This is a genomic window from Stenotrophomonas maltophilia, assembly GCF_023518235.1.
Classification (GTDB): Bacteria; Pseudomonadota; Gammaproteobacteria; order Xanthomonadales; family Xanthomonadaceae; genus Stenotrophomonas.
The window spans coordinates 4652663-4668659 of record NZ_CP090423.1; the positions used below are offsets into that span (position 1 = coordinate 4652663).

General features: G+C 68.4%; 15 protein-coding genes and 1 tRNA gene. 9 read left to right on the plus strand and 7 right to left on the minus strand.

Annotation, left to right across the window (positions count from 1 at the left end; genetic code table 11):
• Position 1 precedes the first annotated feature (1 nt).
• The 5 genes from LZ605_RS21570 to trxA form a co-directional block, all read right to left on the minus strand.
• Positions 2–718, minus strand: a complete 717-nt coding sequence (locus LZ605_RS21570) for a hypothetical protein (protein ID WP_249843274.1) — start codon at positions 716–718, stop codon at positions 2–4.
• Positions 719–764: 46 nt separating this feature from the next.
• Positions 765–1217 (minus strand): DUF4442 domain-containing protein, encoded by a 453-nt coding sequence (locus LZ605_RS21575; RefSeq protein ID WP_249843275.1) that lies wholly within the window; start codon positions 1215–1217, stop codon positions 765–767.
• 390 nt (positions 1218–1607) lie between these two features.
• Complete coding sequence (locus LZ605_RS21580) at positions 1608–3230, minus strand: CHASE2 domain-containing protein (RefSeq protein WP_249843276.1); 1623 nt, start codon at positions 3228–3230, stop codon at positions 1608–1610.
• Positions 3227–4927: a FecR family protein gene (locus LZ605_RS21585; protein WP_306803781.1), complete on the minus strand. Its 1701-nt coding sequence runs from the start codon at positions 4925–4927 to the stop codon at positions 3227–3229. Before LZ605_RS21585 ends, LZ605_RS21580 begins: the two co-directional genes overlap by 4 nt.
• Before the next feature lie 107 nt (positions 4928–5034).
• Entirely contained in the window at positions 5035–5892 is an 858-nt protein-coding gene (gene trxA / locus LZ605_RS21590) for a thioredoxin (protein ID WP_249843278.1), read from the minus strand.
• A gap of 124 nt (positions 5893–6016) precedes the next feature.
• Here trxA and LZ605_RS21595 point away from each other — a divergent pair, with 124 nt between their 5' ends.
• A complete protein-coding gene (locus LZ605_RS21595; protein ID WP_249843279.1) occupies positions 6017–6607 on the plus strand; it encodes a DUF998 domain-containing protein in 591 nt (196 codons plus the stop codon).
• Between the two features lie 36 nt (positions 6608–6643).
• Here the strand turns inward: LZ605_RS21595 and LZ605_RS21600 are convergent, their stop codons facing one another.
• Positions 6644–6880, minus strand: coding sequence for a hypothetical protein (locus tag LZ605_RS21600; RefSeq protein ID WP_249843280.1), 237 nt, complete (start codon positions 6878–6880; stop codon positions 6644–6646).
• A 314-nt stretch (positions 6881–7194) separates the two neighbouring features.
• On the opposite strand from LZ605_RS21600, the gene leuS reads away from it, so the two are divergent.
• The 8 genes from leuS to LZ605_RS21640 all read left to right on the plus strand — a co-directional run bounded on the left by leuS (position 7195) and on the right by LZ605_RS21640 (position 14483).
• Entirely contained in the window at positions 7195–9837 is a 2643-nt protein-coding gene (gene leuS / locus LZ605_RS21605) for a leucine--tRNA ligase (RefSeq protein WP_249843281.1), read from the plus strand.
• Positions 9838–9973: 136 nt separating this feature from the next.
• Complete coding sequence (gene lptE / locus LZ605_RS21610; protein WP_249843282.1) at positions 9974–10558, plus strand: LPS assembly lipoprotein LptE; 585 nt, start codon at positions 9974–9976, stop codon at positions 10556–10558.
• 12 nt (positions 10559–10570) lie between these two features.
• Positions 10571–11608 carry a DNA polymerase III subunit delta gene (gene holA, locus LZ605_RS21615; RefSeq protein WP_249843283.1) on the plus strand — a complete coding sequence of 346 codons (1038 nt, stop codon included), beginning with the start codon at positions 10571–10573 and terminating at the stop codon, positions 11606–11608.
• Positions 11609–11611: 3 nt separating this feature from the next.
• Positions 11612–12277: a nicotinate-nucleotide adenylyltransferase gene (nadD, locus tag LZ605_RS21620; protein ID WP_249843284.1), complete on the plus strand. Its 666-nt coding sequence runs from the start codon at positions 11612–11614 to the stop codon at positions 12275–12277.
• A 58-nt stretch (positions 12278–12335) separates the two neighbouring features.
• On the plus strand, positions 12336–12749 hold the full coding sequence (rsfS, locus tag LZ605_RS21625) for a ribosome silencing factor (RefSeq protein ID WP_107231122.1): 414 nt from the start codon (positions 12336–12338) through the stop codon (positions 12747–12749).
• A 64-nt stretch (positions 12750–12813) separates the two neighbouring features.
• Positions 12814–13284 (plus strand): 23S rRNA (pseudouridine(1915)-N(3))-methyltransferase RlmH, encoded by a 471-nt coding sequence (rlmH, locus tag LZ605_RS21630; RefSeq protein WP_005418108.1) that lies wholly within the window; start codon positions 12814–12816, stop codon positions 13282–13284.
• 22 nt (positions 13285–13306) lie between these two features.
• Positions 13307–13383: transfer RNA gene (locus tag LZ605_RS21635), tRNA-Asn, on the plus strand.
• Between the two features lie 89 nt (positions 13384–13472).
• Positions 13473–14483 carry an alpha/beta hydrolase gene (locus tag LZ605_RS21640; RefSeq protein ID WP_249843285.1) on the plus strand — a complete coding sequence of 337 codons (1011 nt, stop codon included), beginning with the start codon at positions 13473–13475 and terminating at the stop codon, positions 14481–14483.
• An 88-nt stretch (positions 14484–14571) separates the two neighbouring features.
• Here LZ605_RS21640 and LZ605_RS21645 read toward each other — a convergent pair whose 3' ends face one another.
• Entirely contained in the window at positions 14572–15993 is a 1422-nt protein-coding gene (locus tag LZ605_RS21645) for a basic amino acid/polyamine antiporter (RefSeq protein ID WP_249843286.1), read from the minus strand.
• Positions 15994–15997 lie beyond the last annotated feature (4 nt).

A 15997-nucleotide genomic window follows, 5' to 3' on the forward strand; every position in this document is an offset into this window, starting at 1 on the left:
CTCAGCGGCCCGCAACCATGGGATCGAAGCTCCAGCCGTCGCCGACGGTCTGCAGCGTCCAGCGTTGGCGGCCGCGCAGCGGCTCCCAGCGCACGTGTTCCTTGTCGTCCTCGATGCTGCCTTCGATCCGCTTCACCTTGCGCGTGGAGAAATTCACGCTCAGCGACGTGGCCTGGCCGGAGTTGCGCATCACCGAATCCTGATCGTAGCCGATCAGCACGAACGCACCGTCCTGCCAGCGGAAGGTGAACGCGGTGGTGCCCATCGACCAGCTGCCTGCGCTGGAGAAGGAGAACAACGCCACCTTCAGCGTGCCGCGCTGGATGCTGACGCCACCGTCTTCAAGCGGGTCGCTCATCACCGGGTTGTCCGGGCGTGGAATCAGCTGGTGGTCCTGCGCCGCAAGCACGTAGCCGGACGGACGCGACCAGGCGATGGCGAGGATGCGCGGGTTGCTGTCGTAGGGCGAGGGACCGAAGCCATCGTGCTCGATGACATTGCGAGGGTCCTGCTGGCGCAGCACCAGCACCAGGTCCGCGCGGCCGTCCTGGTCGAGATCGCCCTCGCGGCTTGATTCCAGGGTCCAGCCAGTGGGCACGAAGCCGGCCGCATCGGGGGCCTGTGCCGGCAGCACCGGGTACTGCGTTGGCGGTAGATCCAGAGCGTGCGCTGCGCAGGGCAGCGCAACCAGCAGTGCGGCAAAGGCGTAACGGCGCATCGGAGCCTCTATGGCAAGGGAGCAGAGGATAGCGCCTGCGCGGCGATCAGCGTGCGTGCGGTTTCAGGCGGAGGTAGACCTGCTTGCGCACCTGGGCAACCACCTCGCCGCTTTCATCGACCACATCGTTGCTGAACCAGCGCAGCACCTTCTCACCGCTGGCCGCCTCGGCGCGCAGCTCGTCAAGCAGCGCGTCGTCGATGCGGAACGAGGTGCGCACGGTGCCGCGGCCGGGCTTGAGGAAGTCGATGGCGCCAGCGCGGTCCCACACGTAGTAGTCGCGCCCCAGGGTGTGCATGAGGCCGAGCATCCAGAACGGATCGGTCATTGCGAACAGGCTGCCGCCGAAATGCGTGCCGACGTAATTGCGGTTCCAGGGCCGCAGGCGCAGTTCCACGTCGATCTGCCGATAGTCCGGCGTGATGCGGGTGACATGGATGCCGGTGAACAGGAACGGCGGCCAGAGGTTGAGGCCGAGGCGGAACGTGCTGGCTTTCATGCGGGTCCGGAAGCGCGGGGCGAGGGCTCCAGTCTAACCATTCGCATGCGTATGTTGCACCCTGGGGGCGGTTTGGCTTGGCTTTCGTCGTCGGCGCAGTCGGAGGGATATTTCAGGAGTTGCTGAAGGGCAGTGCTCGGCGCCCGCGCGATGCTTTATACATGCCAAGTCCAGCCCTGCTTCGTGGTCGGTGTTCAGCGATCGGCAATGTCCATGTCATCACCAGCGTCACGGCTGGGCGCCGCCCCATCTTTACCGACGTGCGCTGCGCGAACGCGCTGATCTCGGGATGGTGTCGCTGGCCGCTTGAATGAGCGGTGATGCGGTTTGCGCAATCGAGCAAGCTCGACGCTACGGGCGACCGGCGTGGACGATGGCCTTCGGCGCCGGTCATGCGCCGTCGATCACGAACCCGTCGCGGCCATTGGCCTTGGCCTGGTAGAGGGCGGTGTCGGCGCCCTCGACGAAGTGATGGGGTTGCAGCTCGCTGTCGGGGATGCGGGTAAACACGCCGACGGTCAGCGTGACCTGGTCGTCGTTGCCTGCGCCCGAGGCCGGCAGCGCACGCACGCAATCGATGAGGTCCTCGATCACCTGCCGCGCTCCGGCGGCGGGCGTATCCGGCAGCACCAGAGCGAACTCATCGCCGCCGTAGCGTGCGGCCATGTCGCGTGGGCGCCGGGCATGCGCACCGATCAGCCGCGCGACATCGCGCAGCACGCGGTCTCCAACCTGATGGCCGTGACGATCGTTGTGGCGCTTGAAGTGATCGACATCGATCAGTGCCAGGCTGAGCGGCTTGCCGCTGCGTCGCGCAGCATCGCACTCCTGCTGCAGCGACTGCTCGAGGCGCAGGCGGTTACCCAGCCCGGTCAGGGCATCGCGGTTGGCCTGGCGGTGCCAGGCCGAGATCCGCCAGATCGCCCAGACCAGCAGCACCAGCACGATGCCGAGCATCGCGCTGGCCGGCGCCCACCACAGATCGGTGGCACGCAGCAGCAGCCAGCTCAGCAGGGGGGCGGCCGGCAGCGAGCACAGTGCCACAAGCCAGGGCAGGCGCAGGCCGAGCAGGATCACGCACAGCGCTGCCAGCACGCCGCTGATGGCGTGCTGCCAGGCCGGCGGCATGACGTCAATCTGCTTGTGCTGCAACAGCATCGAGGTGATGTTGGCCTGGTACTCGCTGCCACTCATCCAGAATTCGCGGGTGGTCGGGGTCAGCAGGCGCGGGGCGATGCCGCTGGCGGTCATGCCGACCACGATGCGGCGGCCATGCAGCATCGCCATGTCGACATGGCCGTCGAGCACATCGGCATAGGACACCTGCGGCAGCCGTTCCGGCGGACCGGCGTAGCGCACGCGCACGTAGTCGTCGCGTCGCCACTGGTAAGGGGAATCCAGCGACGGTTCGGGGTCGGGCAGGCCGCGCACCGCGTCCGCCGGCAGGCCAGCCAGGGCCAGGCCCAGCGCCGGCCAGTGCGCCCGGCCGATGCCCGCATGCAGGTACACGCCGCGGGCGACGCCGTCGCCATCCATTTCAACATCGGTGTGGCCGATGGCCGCCGCGCTGGCTGCGATCTGCGGGATCGGCAGCATTTCCTCGGCCATGCGGTCGCCGGCCGCCGGCGCCGCCAGTACCGGCAGCACCACCCGGCCATTGCGACGGATTGCCGCTGCCAGCTGATCGTCCTGACGGCTGTCGCGACGGTCCGGCTCGGACAGCACCAGGTCCAGCGCGACACGCTCTGCGCCGGCGTCGGTCAGCCGGTCCAGCAGGCGCGCATGCACCGAGCGCGGCCAGGGCCACTGGCCGATGCGCTGCAGGCTGCCTTCGTCGATGGCCACGATCAGCACGCTGGGGTCGGGACGGTAGTCCCAGCTGCCTACCAGTGCATCGTAGGCCGCTTCGTCCTGGCGCCACAGCCATTGGCCCTGGCTGGCCAGCGCGGTCAGCACGCCGGCCAGCAGCGCCAGCACGATCCGTTTCGGCCAGGGCAGCGGCGAGCGCCTCACAACAACAACCAGAGCAGCAGGGCGCCGCCGCCGGCGCCGTAGCACAGGCGGCAGGGCAGGGTGACCTGCTGTGCCGGGGAGAACTCGCCGGCGTGGCCATCATCATCGATGTACTGCACGCGCACATGCAGCGTGCCGCGCCACGGGCGCTTGAAGCTGACCTGCGGTTCGAGCACGGTTTCGTCCACCAGCGGTGCCTTGAAATCGCCGCGGCGGTCGACCTGCACCCGGTAGCGCTGGCCGTCGCTGCCGGCCTGCCAGCGCAGGGTCAGTTCACCGTGTGCGGCGTGCGGCGGCTGCAGGGCGGGATCGACCGGTTCGTTGCTCAGCTGCAGCGGCAGTGCCTGGCCGAAGCGGCCCTGGTGGCCATTGCCATCGCGCGAGGCCACGCGCCAGAAGTACTGGCCCGGCGGCAGCGGTTGCGCCAGGCGCAGGTCGGTGCCCTGGCCGGCCTGCTCCTGCAGCGGCTGCAGGAAGGTCGGCTCGGCGGCGATCTGCAGCACGCTGCTGCGCGCGCCGGGAGCCTGGGTCCAGCGGAAGCGGGGGCGGTCGCTGTTGACGGTCTGCCCGTGCAGCGGGGACAGCGTGATCGGCGGCGCGGGCTGATCGCTGAGTTCGAAATCGGCGCTGGCGTCGAGGCCTTCCACGCCCTGTGCATCCACTGCGCGCAGCAGGATGCGCAGCTGGCCGGGCGGCAGGTCGCCGATCGCCAGCCGGGTGTCGCGGGTGGTGGCGGCAAACAGCAGGATTTCCGGCGTCGCCGCCTGCACCACTTCGACACGGTAGTGCGCGGCGCCGCTGACCGGCTCCCAGGCCAGCAGCGTCGGCAATGGTGCCAAGCGCAGTTCATCGCTGCGCAGCTGTGGCGCCGGCAGCAGGGCGGAGACCGCCTCCGGCGCCGTATCGGCACTGCCGCTGCGGCTGGCCTGCCCCGGCTGGACCATGCGCTGGCCATGGGGATTGCCGACCTGCACCTTGCCCTGCAGGACTTCGGTGGCCGCGATCTGGCCACTGTCGCCGGCACTGACCCGGAACACGGTGCCGCGCACGCTGCTGGTCGCGGTGGGGGCATCGATGATGTAGCGCGAGGCGGGGCCGCGTGCCGGAGTCACCCGGTTGCTGGCCCGGCCCTGTTGCAGGCGCAGGCGGGTATCGACCATGCCGGTGTGGCCGTAGCGGCTGAGCTGGTCCAGGCGCAGGCGCGAGTATTCACGCAGCTGCAGGCGCGAGGCATCGGCGAATTCAAGGGTGACGCTGGAGTCGCCTTCAGTGGCCACGGTGTCGCCGATATGCAGCTGCTCGCCGGCGCGGATCGCGCGTGTCGCGCTGCCATCGGCTCCGGCCAGCTCGACCGTGCCACGTACCGACAGCACCCGCGCCGGCGCCGGCTCGGTGCGCAGCCAGCGGATCGGGAAGCGCAGCAGCTGGCCCGGTGGCAGCTGGTAGGGATTGTCGATGCGGTTGTGCTGCTGCAGCTGCTGCCAGCGCACAGAGGGTTTCAGGTACAGCCCGCCGAGGTCCCACAGGGTATCGCCGGGACGGACCCGGTAATTCCAGTCCTGGGCGCCGGCGATGGCCGGCAGCAGAAGCAGGACGCACAGCAGGGCGCCCTTGAAGCGCATGGCGAACGACAGCGAGCGGACGAAGGTCACAGTTTGCAATCCCGGCAAAGCGGGGGTGCAGCTGCAAGACCTCATGGCCCCGACCTCATCCCCCCGAACGGATCGTGGCGGCCGCATGGCCGCCATCGCGCGCATTATTGCCCGTGCTCAGTGCAGGGATTCTGAACGAAGCGGGTTCCCGTTCAGAACAGCAGGGAGGCCATCCGGCGTCGGTACTGGCCGACCAGGTCCTCGTCGGAGATCACATTGAAGGCGTCGATCAGCGCCTTGCGCGGCAACCCGTCCTCGAAGCCGCGGTCGATCCGCAGCATTTCCAGGAACTGAGCCAGGGCGGCCTCGTCATGGCCGCCGAGCAGCAGCTGCACGCCGCGCAGGTGGCGGGCCTTGAGATCCTGGCCGTCGGCGGCGATGCGCGCCTCCAGCACGTCGGCGGCCGGCGCATCCTTCAGTGCAGCGGCGAACGCCAGGCGGGCGCGGGCGCGCACGGCGCGGTCGTCAGTGGCCAGGTTGGCCGGCAGGCCGTCGATCAGGGTGCCGGCTTCGTCGACCCCGCCGATCTGCAGCAGCGCCAGCGCCAGGTCGAGTTTCAGTTCGTCCTTGTCCGGTTCGGCGGCGATCTGGGCGCGCAGCACGTCTACCTGCGCCTGCGGGTCCAGCGGCGCCTCGTCCTCGGTGGCGGTGTCGCCGACATCGGCCGGCACGATGCCGTGCTGGGCCAGGAATTCACGCAGCTGGCCTTCCGGGATGGCGCCGGGGAAGCCGTCCACCAGCTGGCCGCCCTTGACCAGGAACACGGTGGGCACCGAGCGGATCTGGAAGGCGGCGGCGATCTGCTGTTCCTTGTCGACATCGACCTTGGCCAGCTCGAAGGCGCCGTTGTACTCGGCGGCCAGCTTTTCCAGCATCGGGCCCAGGGTCTTGCACGGGCCGCACCAGGTGGCCCAGAAATCGACCAGCACCGGCGTCTGCAGCGACTTCTGCAGGACTTCGGCCTCGAAGGTCGCAGTGGTGGCGTCGAATACGTAGGTCGTCTCGGTCATGGGGGAGGCATCGGTTGGCATCTGGAGACCGATTCTATGGTGACGATCGCTGCCGGTCTCAACCCGGACTGCGGCAAATGCCTGACAATGCGCCTTTCCCGCCGCCGCTGTTCCCGGAGTCTGCATGTCGTTCCTGTCCCCGCTGTTGCGCCTGTCCGGCCTGATGGCCGCGCTGCTGTTCGTGCTGGCGGTGCTGGGCTTCGGCGCCGGCCTGGATGGCTATGCACAGGCCCGCCACCCGGTGGCCCTGCTGGGCGCACACGGCGTGCCGCACGCGCTGGCCTTCAACCTGCTGGGCTTCGTGCTGCCGGGCCTGCTGGCGGCGGTGGTGGCCGAGCGCCTGCGCCGCCGGCTGCCGGCCACGGCCGGCTGGGCGCCACGGGTCGGCAGCCAGATGCTGCTGCTGGCCGGGCTCGCATTCGCCGCGATGGGCCTGCTGCCGCTGGATGTGGATGACCTGCACGGGCCGGCCAGCCAGCTGCACGCCAGCGCCTGGATGATCTGGGTGCTGGGCTTCGTCGCCGGTACCCTGTTGCTGGGTATCTCCCAGCTGCGCCAGGCGCAGGGGCTGGCGGCGGTGTCCTGCGGCGTGTTGGCGGCGCTGGCGGCCTTTGCCCTGCAGGGCGTGCTGTCGGCTCCACTGGCGCAGCGTCTGGCCTTTGCCTGCTGGGCGGTGTGGCTGGCACTGGCGCTGCCGCTGTCGGCCCGACGCTGAACTGCAGGGACGGCAGTGCCGTCCCTGCGTGCCGGGTCAGAGGGCGGTGCACTGCAGTGAGAAGGCCACCGGGCCGTACTCGGCATTGAGCCGTGACAGCGCCTGGTTGGTGGCGTCGACGCCGGACTCGGCCTCGATGACATAGGCATCAGAGGTTCCGGCCTGTTCGCCACTCCCGATCTGATAGGCACAGGAGTAGCTTGCGGCGTGGGCGACACTGGTCGCGCCAAGCAGTACGAGCAGGCTGGCGGCGCAGGTGGTGCGGATCGACATGCTTGATCTTCCCTGTGTATGGATGGCAAAGGCCCCTGAACGTTGCTGGGACTACCTGACCCCGGGGGCGGCGGGATCAGGCTTACAGCTTCGCCGCCGGAGCCGGCGGGCGCCGTAGGCCCGTGCCGGCACGTGGGGTAGGTGCGGCTGCCGTTGTGGGGTAGGGCCGCCCCCCCCCGCGCTCCCGGGCCCGCGCGTCCGGCCGTGTTGCGCGGGCGGCCGGGACCGCGCCGGCGGCCTTTGCGGGGCAGGATTGGAGCCATATGCCGCACTGCGGTACGCTGTACCGCTTTGCCGCCGCATCCGCGTGTTCCATGACCAGCGCTGAAACCAACGCCTACGACCCGCAGCAGGTTGAATCCGCCGCCCAGCAGTTCTGGGATGCCACCCGCGCCTTCGAAGTCGACGAGACCTCGGACAAGCCGAAGTACTACTGCCTGTCGATGCTTCCGTACCCGTCCGGTGCACTGCACATGGGCCACGTGCGCAACTACACGATCGGCGACGTGATCAGCCGCTACAAGCGCATGACCGGCCACAACGTGCTGCAGCCGATGGGCTGGGACGCGTTCGGCCTGCCGGCGGAGAACGCGGCAATCAAGAACAAGACCGCACCGGCGGCCTGGACCTACAAGAACATCGAGCACATGCGTGGCCAGTTCAAGGCCATGGGCTATGCGGTGGACTGGTCGCGCGAATTCGCCACCTGCCGCCCGGACTACTACGTCCACGAGCAGCGCATGTTCACCCGCCTGATGCGCAAGGGCCTGGCCTACCGCCGCAATGCGGTGGTGAACTGGGATCCGGTCGACCAGACCGTGCTGGCCAACGAGCAGGTCATCGACGGCCGTGGTTGGCGTTCCGGCGCGCTGGTCGAGAAGCGCGAGATCCCGCAGTGGTTCCTGCGCATCACCGATTACGCCCAGGAACTGCTGGACGGCCTGGATGAACTGGACGGCTGGCCGGACTCGGTCAAGACCATGCAGCGCAACTGGATCGGCCGCTCGGAGGGCCTGGAAATCCAGTTCGACGTGCGTGACACCGACGGCGGCGTGCTGGATCCGCTGCGCGTGTTCACCACCCGTCCGGATACCGTGATGGGCGTGACCTTCGTGTCGATCGCCGCCGAACATCCGCTGGCGCTGCACGCGGCGAAGAACAACCCGGAACTGGCTGCGCTGCTGTCGGAAATGAAGCAGGGCGGCGTGTCCGAGGCCGAGCTGGAGACCCAGGAAAAGCGCGGCATGGACACCGGCCTGCGTGCCATCCATCCGGTCACCGGCGAGAAGGTGCCGGTGTGGGTCGCCAATTTCGTGCTGATGGGCTACGGCACCGGTGCGGTGATGGCTGTTCCCGGCCATGACCAGCGCGACAACGAAGTGGCCAACAAGTACGGCCTGCCGATCGTGCAGGTCATCGCCCTGAAGGACCCGCGCAACGACGACGAGCGCACCTGGGACGGTGCCCGCTGGCAGGACTGGTACAGCGACAAGAGCCGGCAGACCGAACTGGTCAACTCGGCCGAGTTCGATGGCCTGGATTTCCAGGGCGCCTTCGAAGCCCTGGCCGAACGTTTCGAGCGCAAGGCCCAGGGCCAGCGCCGCGTCAACTATCGCCTGCGCGACTGGGGCGTGAGCCGCCAGCGCTACTGGGGCTGCCCGATTCCGGTGATCTACTGCGACAAGTGCGGTGCGGTGCCGGTGCCGGAAGAGCAGTTGCCGGTGGTGCTGCCGGAGGACGTGGCGTTCTCGGGGACCGGTTCGCCGATCAAGACCGATCCGGAATGGCGCAAGACCACCTGCCCGGAATGTGGCGGCGCGGCCGAGCGCGAGACCGACACCTTCGACACCTTCATGGAGTCGAGCTGGTACTACGCCCGCTACACCTCGCCGGGCGCCCGTGATGCGGTCGACAAGCGCGGCAACTACTGGCTGCCGGTCGACCAGTACATCGGTGGCATCGAGCACGCGATCCTGCACCTGATGTATTTCCGCTTCTACCACAAGCTGCTGCGCGACGCGCGGATGGTGGACAGCAACGAACCGGCACGCAACCTGCTGTGCCAGGGCATGGTGATCGCCGAAACCTACTACCGCCCGAACCCGGACGGCTCCAAGGACTGGATCAACCCGGCCGATGTGGAAGTGCAGCGCGACGAGCGCGGCCGCATCACCGGCGCCACCCTGATCGCCGATGGCCAGCCGGTGGTGGTCGGTGGCACCGAGAAGATGTCCAAGTCGAAGAACAATGGTGTTGACCCGCAGGCGATGGTCGACAAGTACGGTGCCGACACCGTGCGCCTGTTCTCGATGTTCGCTGCGCCGCCGGAACAGTCGCTGGAGTGGAACGAGGCCGGCGTGGACGGCATGGCCCGCTTCCTGCGCCGCCTGTGGGCCCAGGTGCAGAAGCACGCGGCCGATGGCGCCGCCCCGGCGCTGGACGTGGCCGCGCTGGACGCCAACCAGAAGGCGCTGCGCCGCAAGACCCACGAGACCATCGGCAAGGTCGGCGACGACTACGGCCGTCGCCACAGCTTCAACACCGCCATTGCCGCGGTGATGGAGCTGATGAACGCGCTGGCCAAGTTCGAGGACGGCAGTGCACAGGGCCGCGCGGTGCGTCAGGAAGCGCTGCAGGCCATCGTGCTGCTGCTCAACCCGATCACCCCGCATGCCAGCCACGCCCTGTGGCAGGTGCTGGGCCATGGCGAGACGCTGCTGGAAGACCAGCCGTTCCCGCAGGCCGACAGCGGCGCGCTGGTGCGCGATGCACTCACCCTGGCGGTGCAGGTCAACGGCAAGCTGCGCGGCACCATCGAGGTCGCCGCCGACGCCGCGCGCGAGCAGGTTGAAGCGCTCGCCCTGGCCGAGCCGAATGCGGCCAAGTTCATGGAAGGCCTGACCGTGCGCAAGATCATCATCGTGCCGGGCAAGATCGTGAACATCGTCGCCGCCTGATGTACCCGCACCGGCCACGCGCACGGTGGCCGGTGCGTTTTCCGGGTGCGGGTCCGGTGGTTGATGGCCCTGCATTCACGCGGCTTCGGGCAGGCTGTGTGTTGCCGTGATCGCCCGGCTCCGCCAGACTGTCTCCATGACCCGAATCCTGCTTGCCCTCGTTCTTGTCCTCGGCCTCGCCGGCTGCGGCTTCCATCTGCGCAACAAGCTGATGCTGCCGACCGACACCGCCCCGGTGAAGGTGGTATCGACCGCCCCGTACAGTGAACTGGTCAAGCTGCTCAACCGCAGCCTGCTGGCTTCCGGTGCGCGCTTGGCCGATGAGGACACCACTGGTCCCAGCACCCAACTGCAGGTGCTGTCCGAGCGCTGGGGCGATCTGCCGATCGCCATTGACTCGCAGGGCCGCGCACAGGAATACAGCCTGCGTTACGCCGTGATCTTCATCTTCCGCCGCGAGGATGGCAGTGAACTGGTGCCGCAGCAGGTGATCGAACTGTCGCGTGACTACGTGTCGCCGCCGACCGACGCCACCGGTACCACCACCGAACGCGAAATCCTGGCCGATGAACTGCGCCGGGAAATGTCCGCCTCGATCATCCGCCGCATCGACAGCGTGGTGCGCGGTGAACTCGAGAAGGGCGGCAGCCTGACCGCGCCGAAGGCCGCCCCGGTTGAACCGGCAGTGCCGGCCGACCCGGCCGCTGCGGTCAAGCACTGAGCTGCAGCGACGATGGAACTGCGTCCGGAGCAGCTGGCCAGCCAGGGCGCTGATACCGCGTTGGCGCCGGTGTACCTGATTGCAGGGCCGGAAACCCTGCGCGTGCTGGAGGCGGCCGACGCCATCCGCGCGCGGGCACGTGCTGCCGGCATCGGCGAGCGCGAGGTGTTCGACGCCGATGGGCGCGATTTCGACTGGAACCAGCTCGACGCCAGTTTCAATGCACCCAGCCTGTTCAGCGCCCGCCGCCTGGTCGAGGTGCGCCTGCCCAGCGGCAAGCCCGGCAAGGACGGCGCCGAAGTGATCAGCCGGTTCTGCGCCGACCCGGCGCCGGACGTGGTGCTGATGATCACCGCCAACGAATGGAGCAAGGCCCACCAGGGCAAGTGGGCCGAGGCGGTCGGCCGTATCGGCGTGCTGTCGGTGGCGTGGGCGATCAAGCCGCATGAGCTGCCCGACTGGATCGAGCGGCGCCTGCGCGGCAAGGGCCTGCGTGCCGACCCGGCCGCGGTGCAGCGCCTGGCCGAGCGGGTGGAAGGCAACCTGCTGGCCGCGGCCCAGGAAATCGACAAGCTGGCGCTGCTGGCCGATGGCCAGCCGTTGGACGTGGAGCGGATGGAGTCGCTGGTGGCCGATGCGGCCCGCTACGACGTGTTCCGGCTGCTGGAAGCCACGTTCTCGGGCCAGCCGCCGGCGGTGCTGCGCATGCTGGCTGGCCTGCGTGGCGAGGGCGAAGCGGTGGCTGCGCTGATGCCGATGGTGATCCGCGAGCTGCTGGCCGGGGCCGGCCTGGCGCGGGTGCAGGCGCGTGGCGGCAACCTGGCCGCCGAGATGAAATCGCGTGGCATCTGGGAATCGCGGCAGGCGCCGTACAAGCGTGCGTTGCAGCGGCATCCGGAAGGCAAGCGCTGGGAGCGCTTCGTGGCCGAAGCCGGGCTGGTCGACCGCATTGCCAAGGGGCGCGCCGATGGGGATGCCTGGCTGGCGCTGGAGCGCCTGCTGGTGGCCGTGGCCGAACCGCGTGCCGTGCGCCTGCTGGCGCGGGCCTGAGTCGTGAGCCTGCGGATCTATTACGGGGGCACCTTCGATCCGGTGCACCTGGGGCACCTTGCCATTGCCCGTGCCGCCCGCGACGAACTGCAGGTGGCGGTGCGCCTGCTGCCGGCCGCCGACCCGCCACATCGCGCCGCCCCCGGCGCCACAGCCGAACAACGCTGCACCATGTTGTCGCTGGCCATCGGCGATGAGCCCGGCCTGCTGCTGGACCGGCATGAGCTGGATCGCGCGCAGCGCTTTCCCGGACGCCCGTCGTATACCGTCGACACGCTGCGCGAACTGCGTGGCGAGCTTGGCCCGAGCCGGCCCCTGGCCTGGCTGGTCGGTGCCGACAGCCTGCTGGGCCTGTCGCGCTGGCACGAATGGGAAGCCCTGTTCGGGCTGGCCCATTTTGTCGTGGCCGAGCGTCCCGGCAGCCCGCTGCAGGGGGCGATCGACGGTGAGCTCGGCCGCGCCCTGGACGGGCGTTGGACCGACAATGAACAGGCTTTGTTCGCCAGCCCGGCCGGACGGATCCTGCGCCTGCACCATCCGCTGCGCGAGGAATCGGCCAGCGTCGCACGCGCCCAGATCGCCGCCGCTGGGCCCTGGCGCGCGCTGCTGCCCCCCGCCGTGGCCGACTACGTGGCCGCCCACGGCCTGTACCGCCCGGCAACGCCGTGAATGCCGCCGCCCCGGCTTGCCCGTATAATCGCCCCCACGTTTATCGAGTCGATCCACTTTGAGCAACCAGACCCAGCCCCAGACCATCAAGGTCGATCTGCCCAGCCCGCCGCCGTCCGTGCCGGAACTGCTTGCAAGCGTCCGCCAAGCTACCGAAGACCTCAAGGCCAAGGACCTGGTCGAGATCGATGTGCGCGGCCGGTCCAGCGTTGCCGATTACATGATCGTCGTTTCGGGCACCTCGACCCGCCACGTCAAGTCGATCGCCGATGAAGTCGTGCGCTTTGCCAAGAACCTCGACGTGATGCCGCTGGGTGTTGAAGGCGAGCGCGAAGCCGAGTGGGTGCTGGTCGACCTGGGTGACGTGATCGTCCATGTGATGCTGCCGCGCGTGCGCGAGTTCTACGCCCTCGAGCGCCTGTGGACCGTCGGCGACCAGCCGCCGTCCCGCGACGACGACGAAGTGGCCTGAGCCGCACGTTGCTGTATGCCTTCGACGGCGCCGATGGCGCCGTCGACGTTTTGGAGATCCCTTGATGAAAGCCCGCCTGATCGCTACCGGTGAACGCGCGCCCAGCTGGGTCGCGCAGGGGTTTGCCGAGTACCAGAAGCGGCTGTCGCACTGGCTGCCGTTCGAACTGGTGGAGATCGAGCCCGGCCTGCGTGGCAAGGGCCGCGATCCGCGCCGCGCCACCGAAGACGAAGGCAAGCGGGTGATCGCCGCACTGCCGAAGAATGCCTACGTGGTCGCGCTGGACGTGCCGGGCCGCCAGCTCAGTTCCGAACAGCTGGCGCAGCGCCTTGAGCATTGGCGTGGGCAGGGCAGGGATCTGGCGTTCCTGATCGGTGGCCCGGAAGGGCATTCGCCGGAGGTCTCGGCATTGGCCGATGAGAAGTGGTCGATCGGGCCGTTGACGCTGCCGCACATGCTGGTGCGGCTGGTGGTGGCTGAGCAGCTGTACCGGGCCGCCGCAATGATCGCCAATCACCCCTACCATCGTGCGTGAAGAGTGGTTATACTAGTCGTCTGCCCGAATAGCTCAGCCGGTTAGAGCACTTGACTGTTAATCAGGGGGTCGTTGGTTCGAGTCCAACTTCGGGCGCCACCTTGAGAAACCTGCATCGCGAGATGCAGGTTTTTTTTTGCCTTGTTGTAGAGCCGAGCCCATGCTCGGCTGCATCCTCGAAGTCGAGCATGCTCGACTCTACAATCCAGGGTCATCGACTACGGATGCTGATCGTGCGCGCACTGCTGTCCACGGGCTCTCTGCTGCTTGCACTGCTGCCGTTCATCACGGCGAATGCGGCACCTCCCACCTGGCATCCTCCGCAGGGCACCACCGAGTTTCCGTTGTGGCCGCAGGGCAGGGTGATGGCGCCGCCGAAACGGAACGGCCCCGAGCAGATCAGCGAGGTGACCTCCAACGCCAGCGGCGAACGCTGGATGATGCTGCAGAACGTGGCCGTGCCCACGCTCACCGTGTTTGCGCCGAAGGGGCCGCCCAATGGCACCGCGGTAATGGTGGTGCCCGGCGGAGGCTACCGGGTGCTGGCGATGGATCTGGAAGGCAGCGAGATCTGCGACTGGCTGACCGCGCAGGGCGTCACCTGTGCACTGCTGAAGTACCGCGTGCCCGCGTCCGGCCCGAACTGGGATCCTGAATGCAACTGCCGCGATATTCCGAAGGTGCCGATGGCGCTGCAGGATGCACAGCGTGCAATGGGCCTGCTGCGCGCGCAGGCGCAGCGCTGGTCAATCAATCCGAAGCGGATCGGTGTGATCGGTTTCTCGGCCGGTGGCCATGTCGTGGCCGGATTGAGCACGCATGCGCGGCGCAGCTACGTGCCGCTGGATGCCGCCGATGCACAACCCAGCCGCCCCGATTTCGCGATGGTGATGTATTCCGGGCACCTGTGGGCCGGGCATGGCAAGGGGCTGTCGCTGGTCAAGGACATCGTCGTGGATGCGGCGGTGCCGCCGACCTTCATCGTGCAGGCCAGCGACGACCCGACCGATGACGTGCGCGAATCACTGGCCTACTACCAGGCATTGATCGATGAAGGCGTGCCGGTGGAAATGCACCTGTTCGCCCGTGGCGGCCACGCTTTCGGCCTGCGCCTGAAGAATGCTCCGGTCGCAGCATGGCCGCAGCTGGCCGAGCGCTGGATGCGGGACATCGGCATGCTGCCGGAACAGGCACCGTAGCGTCGAGCTTGCTCGACTTCTTTGCCGCGATCCATCCGTCGAGCAAGCTCGACGCTACGATTCGCATGCGGCCGCCACACGCTCGACGCTACGGGGTCAGGGTGCCCTTGGCATATGCCATCAGCGTGGCGATCGCCACCAGCACGATGGCGCCGAACAGCACCCACTCCCAGCGCGTGAACACCGGCTCGCCGCGCTGGCGCCGGGTCAGCGCGAACAGTACGACGCCGGGGACGTACAGCAGCACCGACAGCAGCAGGTTGTCCAGGCCGCCGGCGTACACCAGCCACAGCGCATAGGCGCTGGCCAGCAGCGCGACCATGAAGTCGCGCCAACGCACGCCCGGCTCACCGGCGTAGGCCTGCCCGCGCCAGGCCAGCTGCACGGCGAAGGCGGCGGACAGGAAATAGGGCACCAGGCTCATCGAGGCGGCCAGCAGCACCAGGCCGGTATAGCTTCCCGCATTGAACAGCACCAGCAGCAGGAACAGCTGGATCAGCCCGTTGCTCAGCCACAACGCATTGGCAGGCACGCCGCGCGCATTCTCGCGCCCCAGGAAGGCCGGCATGGTGCCGTCGCCAGCGGCGGCATACAGCACTTCGGCGCACAGCAGCACCCAGGCCAGCAGCGCGCCCAGCACCGAAATGATCGAACCGGCGATGATCACCGTCGCGCCCCATTCGCCGACGATGGCGCGCAGCACGTAGGCCATCGACGGGTTGGGCAGCCCGGCCAGTTCGGCCTGCGACAGCACGCCCATCGACAACAGGCTGACCAGGACCAGCAGCAGCCAGACGCCGAGGAAGCCGATCACCGTGGCACGGCCGACGTCGGCGCGGCGCGCCGCGCGGCGCGAATAGATGCTGGCGCCTTCGATGCCGATGAACACCCACACGGTGACCAGCATCATGCCGCGCAGTTGCTGGCCGAGGTCGCCGAGTGCAGGCGTGCCGAAGAAATCGGCACGGAATACTTCCATGCGGAACGCGCCGGCGGCCAGCACCAGGAACAACGCGATCGGCAGCAGCTTGGCCACGGTCACCAGGCCGTTGATGATGGCGGCGGTGCGCAGGCCGCGCAGCACCAGCAGGTGCACGGTCCACAGCAGCACCGACGACGCAGCTACCGCAGCGGTCGTGTTGCCTTCGCCGAAGACCGGCAGGAAATGGCCCAGCCCGCTGAAGATCAGCACGAAGAAGCTGGCGTTGCCCAGCACCGAAGCCACCCAGTAGCCCCAGGCCGCGGAAAAGCCGATGTAGTTGCCGAAGCCCTCACGGGCGTAGGCATAGATGCCGGTGTCCAGGTCCGGACGGCGGTTGGCCAGGGCCTGGAACACGAAAGCCAGCATCAGCATGCCGGCACCGCTAAGCGCCCAGCCGATCATCGCAGCGGCCGGGCCGGCACTGCGGGCCACGTTCTGTGGCAGCGAGAAGATGCCCGCACCCACCATCGAACCCACTACCAGTGCGGTCAGTGCGGCCAGGCCGAGACGTTGGGTGGAAGCGGGCATGGGC

What these genes read in the sequence shown, in the direction of transcription:
- LZ605_RS21600 (WP_249843280.1), bottom strand. Translation starts at nt 6,880, where the DNA reads ATGTCGATCCGCACCACCTGCGCCGCCAGCCTGCTCGTACTGCTTGGC.
- lptE (WP_249843282.1), top strand. Translation starts at nt 9,974, where the DNA reads ATGACCCGAATCCTGCTTGCCCTCGTTCTTGTCCTCGGCCTCGCCGGC.
- LZ605_RS21645 (WP_249843286.1), bottom strand. Translation starts at nt 15,993, where the DNA reads ATGCCCGCTTCCACCCAACGTCTCGGCCTGGCCGCACTGACCGCACTG.
- LZ605_RS21575 (WP_249843275.1), bottom strand. Translation starts at nt 1,217, where the DNA reads ATGAAAGCCAGCACGTTCCGCCTCGGCCTCAACCTCTGGCCGCCGTTC.
- LZ605_RS21570 (WP_249843274.1), bottom strand. Translation starts at nt 718, where the DNA reads ATGCGCCGTTACGCCTTTGCCGCACTGCTGGTTGCGCTGCCCTGCGCA.
- leuS (WP_249843281.1), top strand. Translation starts at nt 7,195, where the DNA reads ATGACCAGCGCTGAAACCAACGCCTACGACCCGCAGCAGGTTGAATCC.
- LZ605_RS21585 (WP_306803781.1), bottom strand. Translation starts at nt 4,927, where the DNA reads ATGAGGTCTTGCAGCTGCACCCCCGCTTTGCCGGGATTGCAAACTGTG.
- trxA (WP_249843278.1), bottom strand. Translation starts at nt 5,892, where the DNA reads ATGACCGAGACGACCTACGTATTCGACGCCACCACTGCGACCTTCGAG.
- LZ605_RS21640 (WP_249843285.1), top strand. Translation starts at nt 13,473, where the DNA reads ATGCTCGACTCTACAATCCAGGGTCATCGACTACGGATGCTGATCGTG.
- holA (WP_249843283.1), top strand. Translation starts at nt 10,571, where the DNA reads ATGGAACTGCGTCCGGAGCAGCTGGCCAGCCAGGGCGCTGATACCGCG.
- LZ605_RS21595 (WP_249843279.1), top strand. Translation starts at nt 6,017, where the DNA reads ATGTCGTTCCTGTCCCCGCTGTTGCGCCTGTCCGGCCTGATGGCCGCG.
- rlmH (WP_005418108.1), top strand. Translation starts at nt 12,814, where the DNA reads ATGAAAGCCCGCCTGATCGCTACCGGTGAACGCGCGCCCAGCTGGGTC.